This window comes from Microbacterium sp. ER1, from assembly GCF_023383675.1.
In the GTDB taxonomy this organism is placed as follows: Bacteria; Actinomycetota; Actinomycetes; order Actinomycetales; family Microbacteriaceae; genus Microbacterium.
The window spans coordinates 71456-85642 of sequence record NZ_QCXO01000127.1 but is presented as its reverse complement, the minus strand read 5'-3'; the positions used below and the strand labels follow the sequence as shown (position 1 = coordinate 85642).

At 69.5% G+C, this 14187-nt stretch carries 15 protein-coding genes; 11 read left to right on the top strand and 4 right to left on the bottom strand.

All coding sequences use genetic code 11. From position 1 onward, the window contains the following. Window positions 1–333 precede the first annotated feature (333 nt). The 7 genes from rpsA to BV453_RS05165 all read left to right on the top strand — a co-directional run bounded on the left by rpsA (window position 334) and on the right by BV453_RS05165 (window position 8542). Window positions 334–1788 carry a 30S ribosomal protein S1 gene (gene rpsA / locus BV453_RS05195; protein ID WP_025105051.1) on the top strand — a complete coding sequence of 485 codons (1455 nt, stop codon included), beginning with the start codon at window positions 334–336 and terminating at the stop codon, window positions 1786–1788. Window positions 1789–1932: 144 nt separating this feature from the next. After that, window positions 1933–2784 (top strand): ABC transporter ATP-binding protein, encoded by an 852-nt coding sequence (locus BV453_RS05190; RefSeq protein WP_025105050.1) that lies wholly within the window; start codon window positions 1933–1935, stop codon window positions 2782–2784. Further along, window positions 2781–3821, top strand: a complete 1041-nt coding sequence (locus BV453_RS05185; protein WP_249521029.1) for an aliphatic sulfonate ABC transporter substrate-binding protein — start codon at window positions 2781–2783, stop codon at window positions 3819–3821. Before BV453_RS05190 ends, BV453_RS05185 begins: the two co-directional genes overlap by 4 nt. Further along, the gene (locus BV453_RS05180) at window positions 3818–4675 is read left to right on the top strand and encodes an ABC transporter permease (RefSeq protein ID WP_062766830.1); all 858 of its coding nucleotides are present in this window, start codon (window positions 3818–3820) and stop codon (window positions 4673–4675) included. Before BV453_RS05185 ends, BV453_RS05180 begins: the two co-directional genes overlap by 4 nt. Then, window positions 4666–6672, top strand: coding sequence for an acetate--CoA ligase (acs, locus tag BV453_RS05175; protein WP_249521028.1), 2007 nt, complete (start codon window positions 4666–4668; stop codon window positions 6670–6672). Before BV453_RS05180 ends, acs begins: the two co-directional genes overlap by 10 nt. Further along, complete coding sequence (locus BV453_RS05170; protein ID WP_249521027.1) at window positions 6669–7973, top strand: O-acetylhomoserine aminocarboxypropyltransferase/cysteine synthase family protein; 1305 nt, start codon at window positions 6669–6671, stop codon at window positions 7971–7973. Before acs ends, BV453_RS05170 begins: the two co-directional genes overlap by 4 nt. Further along, window positions 7970–8542 carry a CoA-binding protein gene (locus BV453_RS05165; protein WP_082758503.1) on the top strand — a complete coding sequence of 191 codons (573 nt, stop codon included), beginning with the start codon at window positions 7970–7972 and terminating at the stop codon, window positions 8540–8542. The genes BV453_RS05170 and BV453_RS05165 overlap by 4 nt, the downstream gene beginning before the upstream one ends. A gap of 26 nt (window positions 8543–8568) precedes the next feature. Here BV453_RS05165 and BV453_RS05160 read toward each other — a convergent pair whose 3' ends face one another. The 3 genes from BV453_RS05160 to BV453_RS05150 are packed head-to-tail and all read right to left on the bottom strand — an operon-like array spanning window position 8569 to window position 10205. After that, a complete protein-coding gene (locus BV453_RS05160; protein WP_062766821.1) occupies window positions 8569–9072 on the bottom strand; it encodes a hypothetical protein in 504 nt (167 codons plus the stop codon). Window positions 9073–9095: 23 nt separating this feature from the next. Beyond that, on the bottom strand, window positions 9096–9611 hold the full coding sequence (locus tag BV453_RS05155; RefSeq protein WP_231729464.1) for a signal peptidase I: 516 nt from the start codon (window positions 9609–9611) through the stop codon (window positions 9096–9098). A 36-nt stretch (window positions 9612–9647) separates the two neighbouring features. After that, window positions 9648–10205, bottom strand: coding sequence for a hypothetical protein (locus BV453_RS05150; RefSeq protein ID WP_062634042.1), 558 nt, complete (start codon window positions 10203–10205; stop codon window positions 9648–9650). A 126-nt stretch (window positions 10206–10331) separates the two neighbouring features. Between BV453_RS05150 and coaE the strand changes: the two genes are divergently transcribed. Genes coaE through BV453_RS05135 form a run of 3 tightly spaced genes read left to right on the top strand, consistent with a single transcriptional unit; the run spans window position 10332 to window position 13420 of the window. After that, a complete protein-coding gene (gene coaE / locus BV453_RS05145; protein WP_062766818.1) occupies window positions 10332–10931 on the top strand; it encodes a dephospho-CoA kinase in 600 nt (199 codons plus the stop codon). Window positions 10932–10988: 57 nt separating this feature from the next. After that, entirely contained in the window at window positions 10989–13061 is a 2073-nt protein-coding gene (gene uvrB, locus BV453_RS05140) for an excinuclease ABC subunit UvrB (RefSeq protein ID WP_025105040.1), read from the top strand. 11 nt (window positions 13062–13072) lie between these two features. Beyond that, window positions 13073–13420 (top strand): TfoX/Sxy family protein, encoded by a 348-nt coding sequence (locus BV453_RS05135; RefSeq protein ID WP_249521026.1) that lies wholly within the window; start codon window positions 13073–13075, stop codon window positions 13418–13420. Window positions 13421–13432: 12 nt separating this feature from the next. Here BV453_RS05135 and BV453_RS05130 read toward each other — a convergent pair whose 3' ends face one another. Next, window positions 13433–13681 carry a hypothetical protein gene (locus BV453_RS05130; protein ID WP_025105038.1) on the bottom strand — a complete coding sequence of 83 codons (249 nt, stop codon included), beginning with the start codon at window positions 13679–13681 and terminating at the stop codon, window positions 13433–13435. 39 nt (window positions 13682–13720) lie between these two features. Here BV453_RS05130 and BV453_RS05125 point away from each other — a divergent pair, with 39 nt between their 5' ends. After that, the gene (locus BV453_RS05125) at window positions 13721–14164 is read left to right on the top strand and encodes a MarR family winged helix-turn-helix transcriptional regulator (RefSeq protein ID WP_025105037.1); all 444 of its coding nucleotides are present in this window, start codon (window positions 13721–13723) and stop codon (window positions 14162–14164) included. The last annotated feature ends 23 nt before the right edge of the window (window positions 14165–14187 follow it).

Sequence of the window (14187 nt, the reverse complement as noted above, 5' to 3'; positions counted from 1 at the left end):
GAGACAGGGCGTTGGCTCCGGAGTGGGGGCGCAGGCGGACAGGGCCGAGACGCCGAGGGCAAGCACGGCGAGCATGCGGAGAGCGGTGGGCGACATCACCGGGCCACCGTACGCGGAATGGACGGAGCGGCGCCGACGTTATCCACAGAGAAGCTCGCACGAATCCGCTCTTTCGCGGACGGCAACTTCTGATAGCCTGAACTGTCACTCGTGGCGTGTACATGCATGCCCAGGTGACGAACACACCACAATCCACCTGCTGCGAAGCACATCCCGGCCGTGCGCGGCCATGCTCCGCAGCCCGAGTATCCATTCACAAGGACAACCCACTACATGACTACCGCAACGACCGCCCCGGCCACCAAGCAGGTCGCCATCAACGACATCGGATCTGCTGAGGACTTCCTGGCCGCGGTCGAGAAGACCCTGAAGTTCTTCAACGACGGCGACATCATCGAGGGCACGATCGTCAAGATCGACCGCGATGAGGTCCTGCTCGATGTCGGCTACAAGACCGAGGGTGTCATCCCCTCGCGCGAGCTCTCGATCAAGCACGACGTCGACCCCAACGAGGTCGTCAAGGTCGGCGACGAGGTCGAGGCCCTCGTTCTCCAGAAGGAGGACAAGGAAGGCCGCCTGATCCTCTCCAAGAAGCGTGCACAGTACGAGCGCGCCTGGGGAGACGTCGAGAAGATCAAGGAGAACGACGGCGTCGTCACCGGTACGGTCATCGAGGTCGTCAAGGGTGGACTCATCGTCGACATCGGCCTCCGTGGCTTCCTCCCGGCCTCGCTCATCGAGCTCCGTCGCGTCCGCGACCTCACGCCGTACCTCGGCCAGGAGATCGAGGCGAAGATCCTCGAGCTCGACAAGAACCGCAACAACGTCGTCCTGAGCCGCCGCGCGCTGCTCGAGCAGACGCAGTCGGAGTCGCGCACCACGTTCCTGAACAACCTGCACAAGGGTCAGGTCCGCAAGGGTGTCGTCTCCTCGATCGTCAACTTCGGTGCGTTCGTGGACCTGGGTGGCGTGGACGGCCTCGTGCACGTCTCCGAGCTGTCCTGGAAGCACATCGAGCACGCCTCCGAGGTCGTCGAGGTGGGCCAGGAGGTCACCGTCGAGATCCTCGAGGTCGACCTCGACCGCGAGCGCGTCTCCCTGTCGCTGAAGGCGACGCAGGAGGACCCGTGGCAGGTCTTCGCCCGCACCCACGCGATCGGTCAGGTCACGCCGGGTAAGGTCACCAAGCTCGTTCCGTTCGGTGCGTTCGTCCGCGTCGCCGACGGCATCGAGGGCCTCGTCCACATCTCCGAGCTCTCCAGCAAGCACGTCGAGCTGGCCGAGCAGGTCGTGTCGGTGGGCGAAGAGGTCTTCGTCAAGGTCATCGACATCGACCTCGAGCGTCGTCGCATCTCGCTGTCGCTGAAGCAGGCCAACGAGTCGGTCGACCCCAACGGCACCGAGTTCGACCCGGCTCTGTACGGCATGCTCGCCGAGTACGACGAGAACGGCGAGTACAAGTACCCGGAGGGCTTCGACGCCGAGACCGGTCAGTGGAAGGAAGGCTTCGACGCCCAGCGCGAGGCATGGGAGCAGGAGTACGCTGCGGCCCAGGCTCGCTGGGAGGCGCACAAGGCTCAGGTCGCGAAGGCGGCCGAGGCCGAGGCTGCGGCCGGCGACGACTTCGGCGGCCAGTCCTTCTCGAGCGAGTCGGCCGGCGCCGGCACGCTCGCCGATGACGAGGCTCTCGCGGCTCTGCGCGAGAAGCTCTCGGGCGGCAACTCCTAAGCACCACTCCGAAAAGGGTCGTCACCCCGCGTCACGGCGGGTGTGGCGGCCCTTTTCGCATGCCCGGTATCCGGCGGAGCAGCTGCGTGACGCAACGTTACGACCGCATTCGTAACATTCCGGAGCCTCCGACAGCATGGGGACATGACCGCCCTCCTGCCCGCTGCGTCGCGCACCGCTGAGGCCCCGACGACGTCGGGCTCCGCACAACCCGTGCGCTTGGACGGCATCGCGCGGTCGTTCCCGCTCGCTCAGGGGCGACGCGAGGTGCTCCGCGGCATCGACCTGGATATCGCCGCCGGGGAGATCGTCGCCGTCGTCGGTCCGTCCGGGTGCGGGAAGTCGACGCTGCTGCGCCTCATCGGCGGACTGGACACCCCTACGCGCGGGACGATCCGTCTGGACGGCTCCGGTGTCGCCGACGTCGACGAGCGCACGGCGATCGCGTTCCAGGAGCCGCGGCTGCTCCCGTGGCGTACGCTCGCGCAGAACGTCGAGCTCGGTCTTCCCCGGGGCGTCTCCCGCCGCGCCGGACGCGCCCGGGTCCGCGAACTCCTGCAGCTCGTGGGACTCGAGCACGCCGCCGACCAGCGCCCCCGTGAAGTGTCGGGAGGCATGGCGCAACGGGCCTCCCTCGCCCGGGCTCTCGCCAGGAACCCCGGAGTCCTGCTGCTCGACGAGCCGTTCGGCGCGCTCGACGCCCTCACGCGCCTCCGTATGCACGACCTGCTCCTGAAGATCCACGCGGCCGAGCTCACCACGGTGCTGCTCGTGACCCACGACGTGGAGGAGGCGCTCTATCTCGCCGACCGCGTGCTGCTGCTGCGCACCGTCGGCGACGCGGACGACACCGCGTCGTCCGTCGCGCGGACGATCCGCGTCCCTGGCATCCGCCCTCGAGACCGCGCCGACCGCGGCCTCGCCGACCTGCGCGCCGAGCTCCTCGAAGGGCTCGGCGTCGACACGCACCACCACACCCCCGAGGAGACCCGATGAGCACCATCACCCGCCGCATCATCCCTGCGATCGCCGTCGCCGGGACGATGATGCTCGTCGCCACCGGCTGCGTCGCCGGGGAGAACGCGTCCGCCGAGGCCGAGTCCACCCCGGCCGGGAACGGCGAGTGGTCGGCGGACACGCTGTCCGTCGACTTCGCGACCTACAATCCGCTCAGCCTCGTGATCCGCGACCAGGGCATCCTGGAGGACATCCTCGGCGACGACGTCACCGTCGAATGGGTGCAGTCCGCCGGCTCGAACAAGGCCAACGAGCTCCTCCGCTCGGGTTCGGTCGACGTGGGGTCGACGGCGGGCTCGGCCGCGCTGCTCGCCCGCGCGAACGGTTCGCCGATCCAGGTGATCGACATCTTCTCCCAGCCCGAGTGGTCGGCCATCGTCGTCGGGCCCGACAGCGACATCACCTCGGTGGAGGATCTCAAGGGCGCCTCCGTCGCGGCCACCAAGGGCACGGACCCCTACTTCTTCCTCCTCCAGGCCCTGGAGGAGGGCGGGCTGTCGCTGGCTGACGTCGAGGTGCAGAACCTCCAGCACGCCGACGGCCGCGCGGCGCTCGACGGCGGTTCGGTCGACGCATGGGCGGGTCTCGACCCCATCATGGCCGCCGCGGAGCAGGAGTCGGGCGACAAGCTCATCTACCGCAACGTCGACTTCAACACGTACGGCTTCCTCAACGCGACCGAGGACTTCATCGACAACCACCCCGACCTCGCTCAGGCCGTCGTCGACGCCTACGAGGAGGCGCGTGCGTGGGCGCTGGAGAACCCGGAGGAGACCGCCGCCCTGTTGGCAGAGGTCGCCGGTATCGACCTCGAGGTCGCGACCACGGTCATCCAGGAGCGGTCGAACCTCGACGTGGACGGCGTCCCCGGTGACGACCAGCTCGCGGTGCTCGAGAAGATCGCTCCGGTGCTCGTCGAGTCCGGCGACGTCCAGGGTGGGCAGGAATCCGTCGACAAGGCGCTGTCCAGCATCATCAACGACACCTTCGCGACGAAGGCGGGCGCAGGCGAGTGACTGGTCTCGAGGATCGGGTGGTCGTCCCGGCGGAATCGCGGGACGCGCTCGAGTTCGCGAAGGGTGCTCCCCGGCGGGGGACAGGAGGATCACGGCGTGGTCTGCCGCCCGTCGTGCGGATCGTCGCGGGTCTCCTGCTCCCGGCCGCGATCCTCATCGCCTGGCAGGTGGTCACGACGGCCGGTCTCATCGAGCCGTACCGCCTCCCGGCGCCGGCGTCGGTCTTCCAGGCCGGGGTGGAACTCGCCGAGTCCGGACAGCTCTGGACCCACATCGCCATCTCCGTCCAGCGGGTGCTGCTCGGATTCGCGATCGGCTCGGTCGTCGGCCTCGCCGCAGCCGGCATCGTCGGGCTCTCGCGCTGGGGTGACGTGCTGCTCAGCCCGACTCTCGCCGCGGTTCGCGCGGTGCCGTCGCTCGCCTGGGTGCCGCTGCTGATCCTGTGGATGCAGATCGGCGAGGAGTCCAAGGTGACCCTCATCGCGATCGGTGCGTTCTTCCCGGTCTACACGACCGTCGCCTCCGCGCTCCGGCATGTGGACCCGCAGCTCGTCGAGGCGGGACGCTCCTTCAGCCTGCACGGATGGTCGCTGTTCCGGACGGTGCAGCTCCCGGCCGTCGTGCCGTCCGTCGTCGCCGGCCTGCGCCTCGCGCTCGCCCAGGCGTGGCTGTTCCTGGTCGCCGCCGAGCTGATCGCCTCGTCCATGGGGCTCGGTTTCCTCTTGACCGACTCCCAGAGCACGGGGCGCGTCGACCGCATCCTGCTCTCCATCGTGCTGCTCGCGCTGCTGGGCACGATCACCAACGGCGTGCTCGCTCTGTTGGAGAAGTACCTGCTGCGGCGATGGACGTGACGACGACCGAGGCTCGGCTGCTGGAGGAACGGGTCTATCCTCCGTCGCCCGCGTTCCTCGACGCCAACGTGACCGCGGACGCCTACGAGCGCGCGGCCGCTGATCCTCTGGCCTTCTGGGAGGACGCGGCGCGCCGACTGGACTGGGCCGAGCCGTGGACGGCCGTGCACGAGTGGGAGCCGCCCGTCGACGGTGCCGTCCCCGCGGCGCGGTGGTTCCTCGGCGGGCGGCTGAACGTCGCGGTGAACTGCGTGGACCGTCATGTCGACGCCGGACGCGGAGACAAGGTCGCGCTGCATTTCGAAGGGGAGCCCGGCGACCGGCTCTCGGTGACCTACGCCGACCTGCAGCGTCGTGTGGCCCAGGCGGCGCACGCGCTGGAAGACCTCGGGATCCGACCGGGGGATCGCGTGGTGATCTACCTCCCCGTGCTCGTGGAGACCGTGGTCGTCACGCTCGCGTGCGCCCGGATCGGAGCCGTCCACTCGCTCGTCTTCGGAGGGTTCTCCGCGGAGGCCGTGCGTTTCCGGCTCGAGGACACCGGGGCGAAGCTGCTCGTCACCAGCGACGGCCAGTTCCGGCGGGGGACGGCGACCGAGGTCAAGTCCGCCGCCGATGCCGCCGCTGCGGGACTGCCGGACCTCGAACACGTCCTCGTGCTCCGTCGCACCGGACAGGGCGTCCCGTGGACCGAAGGCCGGGACGTGTGGTGGCACGATGTCGTCGACACGGCTCCCACCGCGCATCGGGCGGAGGCCTTCGACGCCGAGCACCCGCTCTTCATCATCTACACCTCCGGCACGACCGGGAAGCCCAAGGGCCTCGTGCACACCTCCGGTGGCTACCTGACCCACGCGAGCTGGGCGCATTGGGCGCACTTCGACGCCAAACCCGACGACGTCCATTGGTGCACGGCCGACCTCGCCTGGGTCACGGCCCACACCTACGAGATCTACGGGCCGCTGTCGAACGGGCTCACCCAGGTCATCTACGAGGGCACGCCGGACACTCCGCGCCGCGAGCGGCACCTGGAGATCATCGAGCGCTACGGCGTCACGGTCTACTACACGGCCCCGACGCTCATCCGGACGTTCATGACCTGGTTCGGTGACGAGCTGCCGAGCGGCCACGACCTGTCGACCCTGCGACTGCTCGGCACGGTGGGCGAGGCGATCAATCCGGAGGCCTGGGTGTGGTTCCGTCGGAACTTCGGGCGGGAGGAGCTCCCCGTCATCGACACATGGTGGCAGTCGGAGACCGGCGCCGCGATGATCGCCCCCCTGCCCGGCATCACGCCGCTGAAGCCCGGCTCCGCGTCGGTCCCGCTTCCGGGCATCGACGTCGCGGTGGTCGACGAGAACGGGGACGAGGTGGCGCCGGGCCGATCCGGGACGCTGGTCGTCCGGCGCCCATGGCCCGGGATGGCGCGGACCGTCTGGGGGAACCCGGAGCGCTACCGCGACGCGTACTGGTCCGCGTACGCCGGCGTGGGCGCGCACGGCGGCTACTACGTCGCCGGAGACGGGGCGACCCGGGACGCCGACGGGTTCATCTGGATCCTGGGCCGGCTCGACGATGTCGTGAACGTGTCCGGTCATCGCCTCTCGACGATCGAGATCGAGTCGGCGCTCGTGGCGCACGAGACGGTCGGCGAAGCCGGGTCCGCCGGCGTGGCGGATCCGGTCACCGGGCAGGCGGTCGTGGCGTTCGTCACCCCGTCCGGCCGGGCGGAGATCGACGCGCACGCGCTGCGCGCTGAGGTCGCCCGCGCGATCGGTCCGGTCGCGAAGCCGAAGCACGTCGTCGTCGTGCCGGACCTGCCCAAGACACGCTCGGGGAAGATCATGCGCCGCCTGCTCGCGCAGCTCTGGGATGCCGAACAGGATCGGCGCGCGGGACGCACTCCGCAGGCCCTCGGCGACACGACGTCACTGCAGAACCCCTGGGCCGTCGACGACATCGCCGGCGCTCTCGCCGCAGAATCGAGGACATCATGACCGAGGACCACCGCTTCGGGTTCCGCACCCGCGCTCTGCACGCCGGCGGCACACCGGACGCCGCCACCGGAGCGCGGGCGGTGCCGATCTACCAGACGACGTCGTTCGTCTTCGACGATGCGGCCGACGCCGGGAATCTCTTCGCGCTGCAGAAGTACGGCAACATCTACTCGCGCATCGGCAACCCCACCGTCGCCGCCCTGGAGGAGCGGCTGGCCTCGCTGGAAGGCGGTATCGGGGCCGTGGCGACCGCCTCCGGGATGAGCGCCGAGTTCATCACGTTCGCCGCCCTCGTGGGCGCGGGCGATCATGTCGTCGCCGCCGCGCAGCTCTACGGCGGCACGGTGACGCAGCTCGACGTCACCCTGCGACGGTTCGGCGTGGAGACGACGTTCGTCAGCTCCTCCGACCCGGCCGACTTCGCCGCGGCCATCCGTCCGGAGACCAAGGTCGTCTACGTCGAGATGATCGGGAACCCGTCGGGCGAGATCGCCGACATCGCGGGTCTCGCCGCCGTCGCGCATGAGGCGGGGGTGCCGCTCGTCGTCGACGCCACCCTGGCCACCCCGTACCTCGCGCGCCCGCTGGAACACGGGGCGGACATCGTCATCCACTCGGTCACGAAGTTCCTCGGCGGTCACGGCACGACCCTCGGCGGCGTGGTCATCGAGAAGGGCACCTTCGACTGGGGGAACGGCAAGTTCCCGCAGATGACCGAACCGGTGGCCTCCTACGGCGGGATCTCCTGGTGGGGGAACTTCGGCGAGTACGGATTCCTCACCAAGCTGCGCTCCGAGCAGCTGCGCGACATCGGGCCGGCGCTGAGCCCGCAGTCGGCCTTCGCGCTCCTGCAGGGCGTGGAGACGCTGCCGCAGCGCATCGACGCCCACATCGCCAACGCCCGGGTCGTCGCCGAGTGGCTGGCCGCCGACCCCCGCGTGTCCTACGTCACCTGGGCGGGGCTGGACGGTCATCCGCATCACGAGCGTGCCGCGCGGTACCTGCCGCTGGGACCGGGATCCGTGTTCGCGTTCGGGGTCGCCGCCGAGGACGGCCGCGCCGCGGGGGAGGCGTTCATCGAGAACCTGCAGCTCGCGTCCCACCTCGCCAACATCGGCGACGCCCGCACCCTGGTGATCCACCCGGCCTCCACCACGCACCGCCAGCTCACCGAGGAGCAGCTCGTCGCCGCGGGCGTGCGTCCCGACCTGATCCGCATCTCCGTCGGCCTGGAGGACGCGGAGGACATCATCTGGGACCTCGACCAGGCCCTCACCCTCGCGACGGGAACCCGCCGATGAGCACGACCTCCGCCGGCGACGCCTGCGCCATCCCGCCGACCACGGATGCCGCCAGCTGCGCGCTCCCCGCTGCCGTCGAGCCGGGCCGCACCTGGACCGGGCCCTCGCAGCCGCAGCGGTTCGGACTGCTGCGGCGGGCGCGATCGATCGCCATCGTCGGTGCCTCCGGGAATCCGTCACGGGCCTCGTACTTCGTCGCTACCTACCTGCTGTCCAGCACGGCCTACGACGTCTATCTCGTGAACCCGAGGGAGACCGAGATCCTCGGCCAGCCGGTCTACCCGTCGTTGAGCGCCCTGCCCGTGCAGCCCGACATCGTGGACGTGTTCCGTCGTCACGACGACCTCCCGGGCGTCGCGCAGGAGGCGATCGACAGCGGAGCGAAGACCCTGTGGCTCCAGCTCGGCTCCTGGAACGAGGAAGCCGCCGCGATCGCGGAGGCGGCCGGGCTCTCGGTGGTCATGGACCGCTGCATCAAGATCGAGCACGCCCGCTTCCACGGCGGCCTGCATCTCGCCGGCTTCGACACCGGGGTGATCAGCTCCCGACGGCAGCTGCTCGCGCGCTGAGGGGTGCCGCGCCCCGCCCAGGAGGCTCAGGTGCAGATCGTGTTCGCCGTGGTGCGCTGCAGCGTCACGGCAACCTGAAGGTCGGTGAGGTGCCAGTCGAGGCTGCGGCCGGTGAGCCGGGGCAACGAGGAGCACGTCCACGCGGGGTCCGGCGTGACGTGGCTGCCCGGGAGCACCCCCGCAGCGGTCCACGAGGTCCACGTCCGGGGAAGGCCCGTCGCCTTCTTCAGATCCACGTCGACGTCGACGTGGTGCGACCCGCCCGGGGCGTTCGTGCTGATGTAGAAGTGGCCGGAGGTGTCGCTGATCTCCTCGTAGCGGATCGCCGTGATCGCGCAGCTGGTGGGAGCTGCCGACTGGCTGCTGTAGGCCTTGCACGTGTTCCCCGCGAACGGCGACAACCATGCCGAGGCGGACGTCACCGTCGCCGTGACCACGGTCCGATCCGTCCACGCCGCGGTGGTGGTCGAGACGCTTCCCTGGGCGACGGCCAGGAAGACGAACGCCATCGCGACCGCGAAGCCGGCCATCGGGGACACCCGTCGTGCCGGCATCACGTGGTCAGCGGCTTCCGCGCCGGTCGCTCCCCAGGGCTCATCATGCTCAGGCCGAGCAGCCCCAGGAGTCCGAGGAGCAGCGGGACGGCGACGGCGGGCGTGGTCATCCGCATGATGGCGGTCCCCCAACCGGGAAGCTGCACCGCCGGCTTCCAGACATCGCCGGTGACCGGATAGTCGAGAGCGTCGGAGAACTCGTTGTTGTCGCCCTTCATGGTGATCGTGCGCGCGCCGTCGGCGGCTTCGATGGCGGTGATGCGATGAGTCACCAGGGAGTCGGTCAGCGCGCTCCGGAGGCTGACGACGTCGCCCACCTCCAGAGAGTCGGCGGGGACCTTCGTGGCGATGAGGAGATCGCCCGTCATGATCCCGGGCTCCATCGAGCCCGAGATCACGACGAGCGGCTGGATGAGCCCGATCGCCGTGGCGCCCCAGACGACGCCGCAGCCCACGCCCGTGGCAGCCAGCGCCCAGAGCACGGGCAGGGCGAGCCGGCGGAGGATCTGCACCACGGTTCGTCTCTTCGTTCTCTGCTGCGGGGCGAGGGGTCAGTTGGTGGCGGTGGCGGAGACCGTGACGAGGATCGTGCCGGTCTTGCCCTGGTTGCTCGTCGGCCAGTCGGCCGGGGTGGTGACGACGAGGTCGAACTCATCGGTCGCCGTGGAGCCGGAGGAGGTCAGCGACGCCGCGAGCCCGGTGATCGTCGCCGTCGGCTTGACCGTGAAGTCCGTCGCCGTGTTGCCGGGGGCGTACTCGACGGTCGAGGTGAGTGCGGCGTTGACGGAGCTGGCGTTCTTCACCCAGAGCTTGATCGTGCGGGTCTCGCCCGGGAGCAGGTTGGCCAGCTTCTCCGCGGGCACGACGAGCTCGATGCTGTTCTTCGCGGCCGACTCCTTCCAGGTGGTCCCGTCGGTGGAACCCTGGAGGTTGAAGGTGGCTCCTGCGGCCGGGGCGCTGAAGAAGGTGTTGTCGGTCCACGCGGCGCTCGTGAGCGCGGCACCGATCCCTCCGGTCGCGAGCACGGCCAGCGCGAACGCCATGATCGGGCGCCGCCGGGAGCGTCGCTCGGTGCGGTCAGGGCGTGCGGGGGCATCCGTGTTCGTCATGGCTTCGACGTTACGCAGCGCACCTCAGGGGACCGTCAAGTCTTCCTCAAGAGGGACCGAAGCTTTCCCGATTGTTCCGCGGCAGCGTCGTGCGCCGCCCTCGGACAGGCGTGGCAGGATGGTCGGATGCCGCTCATCGCTCTCACCGGAGGCATCGCGTCGGGAAAGTCCACCATCGCGAACCGGCTCGCCGAACTCGGCGCGGTGGTCGTCGACGCGGATCGGATCGTGCGCGAGGTGCAGGCGCCCGGATCCGAGGTGCTCGGCGCGATCGCGCGGACGTTCGGTGACGAGGTCATCGCCGAAGACGGGTCGCTCGACCGAGCCGCTCTCGGTGCGACCGTGTTCGCCGATCCGGGCCGTCTCGCACAGCTGAACGCCATCGTGCACCCGGCCGTACGGGCCGAGTCCCAGCGTCGTTTCGACGCCGCCTTCCAGGCTGATCCGGATGCCGTCGTCGTGTACGACGTGCCGCTTCTCGTGGAGGCTCGTGTCGACGACCCCTGGGATGCGATCGTCGTCGCCCATGCCCCGGAGGAGGTTCGCCTCGAGAGGCTCGTGCACCTGCGCGGGATGACGCCCGACGAGGCCCGCGGACGGATCGCCGCCCAGGTCCCGGACGACCGGCGGCTCGCGATCGCCGACGTCGTGATCGACACCGCAGGATCGATCGCGGACACGCTGGCCCAGACGGACGCGCTCTGGAACCGGCTCCGCGCGAGCTGAAGCGGTGTCGCCGCCGGACGCGGCCCCGATGTCGGAGGGGCGGCATACGCTTGATGTATGCAGCCCACCCGCAGTGTCCGCCCCTTCGAGGTCATCAGCGAGTACGCCCCTGCCGGTGACCAGCCGCAGGCCATCGCCGAGCTGGCCTCCCGTATCAACGCGGGCGAGACCGACATCGTGCTGCTCGGCGCCACCGGAACGGGCAAGTCGGCGACCACGGCCTGGCTCGTCGAGCAGGTGCAGCGTCCCACGCTCGTGCTCGCGCACAACAAGACCCTCGCGGCACAGCTCGCCAACGAGTTCCGCGAGCTCATGCCGAACAACGCCGTCGAGTACTTCGTCTCGTACTACGACTACTACCAGCCCGAGGCCTACGTCCCGCAGACGGACACCTTCATCGAGAAGGACTCCTCGATCAACGCGGAGGTCGAGCGGCTCCGCCACTCGACGACGAACTCCCTGCTGAGCCGGCGTGACGTGGTCGTGGTGTCGACCGTCTCCTGCATCTACGGCCTGGGTGCTCCGGAGGAGTACCTGCGCGCCATGGTCGCGCTGCAGGTGGGGGAGCGGTACGACCGCGACGCCCTGATCCGTCAGTTCATCGCGATGCAGTACAACCGCAACGACGTCGACTTCTCGCGGGGAAACTTCCGCGTGCGCGGCGACACGATCGAGATCATCCCGGTGTACGAGGAGCACGCCATCCGCATCGAGCTGTTCGGCGACGAGATCGAGGCGCTCTACTCGCTGCACCCGCTCACGGGCGAGGTCATCGAGAAGCTGGACGCCGTGCCGATCTTCCCCGCCTCGCACTACGTCGCGGGCACCGACGTCATCCAGCGCTCCATCGGCACCATCGAGCACGAGCTGGAGGAGCGGCTGAAGGAGTTCGAGCGTCAGGGCAAGCTCCTCGAGGCGCAGCGCCTCCGGATGCGCACGACCTTCGACCTGGAGATGCTCCAGCAGCTCGGATTCTGCTCCGGCATCGAGAACTACTCGCGTCACATGGACGGACGCATGCCCGGCGAGCCCCCGCACACGCTCCTCGACTTCTTCCCGGACGACTTCCTGCTCGTCATCGACGAGTCCCACGTCACGGTGCCGCAGATCGGCGCGATGTACGAAGGCGACGCGTCCCGCAAGCGCACCCTCGTCGACCACGGATTCCGGCTGCCGAGCGCGATGGACAACCGACCGCTGCGCTGGGACGAGTTCAAGAACCGCGTGGGGCAGACCGTCTACCTTTCCGCCACCCCGGGCAAGTACGAGATGGGCATCGCCGACGGCGTGGTGGAGCAGATCATCCGCCCGACCGGCCTGGTCGACCCGGAGATCATCGTCAAGCCGTCGAAGGGGCAGATCGACGATCTCCTCGAAGAGATCCGGCTTCGCGTGGAGCGGGACGAGCGCGTCCTCGTCACGACCCTCACGAAGAAGATGGCGGAGGAGCTGACCGACTTCCTCGGTGAGCACGGCGTGCGCGTGCGCTACCTGCACTCCGACGTCGACACCCTGCGTCGCGTCGAGCTTCTCAGCGAACTGCGCGCCGGTGTGTACGACGTCCTAGTGGGTATCAACCTGCTGCGCGAGGGACTCGACCTCCCGGAGGTGTCGCTCGTCGCGATCCTCGACGCGGACAAGGAGGGCTTCCTCCGCTCCGGGACCTCACTCATCCAGACGATCGGCCGCGCGGCGCGCAACGTCTCGGGTGAAGTCCACATGTACGCGGACAACATGACGGACTCCATGGCCAAGGCCATCGAGGAGACCGACCGTCGGCGTGAGAAGCAGATCGCGTACAACAAGGAGCACGGCATCGATCCGCAGCCGCTGCGCAAGCGCATCGCCGACATCACGGAGGTGCTGGCGCGCGAGGGTCAGGATACGGCGGAGCTGATGTCCGGCCGGGGCCGCGCGTCGGGCAAGGGCAAGTCGCCGACGCCGAACCTGCGGCGCACCGGGATCGCGGCCGAGGGCGCTCAGCAGCTGGAGGCCACGATCCAGGACCTCACCGATCAGATGCTCGCGGCAGCCGCGGAGTTGAAGTTCGAGCTCGCCGGGCGCCTGCGCGACGAAGTGCAGGATCTGAAGAAGGAGCTCCGGTCGATGGAGCGGGCCGGGCACGCGTAGACGAAGCCGAGATGGATGCCGCAGGAGAGGAACTCGCGGACCGCGTCCGCGCACTGCTCGGGGCCGACCCTTCCATAGAGGAGCGCCGGATGTTCGGGACCAGGGCGTTCCTCGACGAGGGGCGCATCCTCGTGGGTGCCCGGAAGGACGGGACGCTTCTCGTCCGCGTGGATGAGGAGAACGGGGCTGTCGCCGTGACGCTGCCCGGGGCCGCGCGTGCCGTGATGGGATCCCGCACCATGGGGTCCGGCTGGATCGATGTCGCAGCCTCGGCAATCGCCGACGACGCCGCGCTCATGACGTGGATCGACATGGCCCGCGAGTCCGTCGGCGCCGCGCTCGCCGATGACGACGACTGACGCCGAGGGAGCTTACGGGCAGTGCACCAGTGTCTTCGGGCCCGAGCGATCGATCTCGTGCTCGGTCATCGGCGCGCCGCACAGCGGACAGGCCCGTTCGGCGCGCTCCGCGGCGCTGGGCGGCGGCGTCTTCTCGTACGGCCCGACCGAGGCCGGACCGGCGAGACGCACGAGGTTGGTGTTCACCCAGGCGTAAAGGCCCCCCGCCTCGCGGATGCGGGTGCGAAGAGGGGGGCGGCTGGAGTCGCGTGACATGTTCATTAGTGTACTAATGATTCGTGCGGATGTATAGTCAGGACCGTGACTGACACCGACGATCTGCTCCGGCTCGAGAATCAGCTCTGCTTCGCCGTGGTCACGGCGGCGCGGAACGTCGTGGCGATCTACCGGCCGATCCTCGAGCCGCTCGGGTTGACGCACCCGCAGTACCTGGTGATGCTCGCCCTGTGGGAGCGGTCGCCGCGGACCCTGAACGACCTCGCCGCCGACCTCGCGCTGGAGCCCGCGACCGCGTCGCCCCTCGTCAAGAGGCTCGAGGCCGACGGCCTGGTGACACGCCAGCGCAGCAGTGAAGACGAGCGCCGACTGGAGATCACGCTCACCGATGCTGGAGCGGCTCTGCGTGCGAGGGCCGTGGATGTGCCGCGACAGGTGATGGCCGCCGTGGGGATGGGCATCGGCGAGATCGCCGCCCTCCGCGACGGGCTCGGGGCCTTCGCGGGGCGGCGCCCCGATCAGAGCTGACACGTTCCGCGGCACCCCGGTGC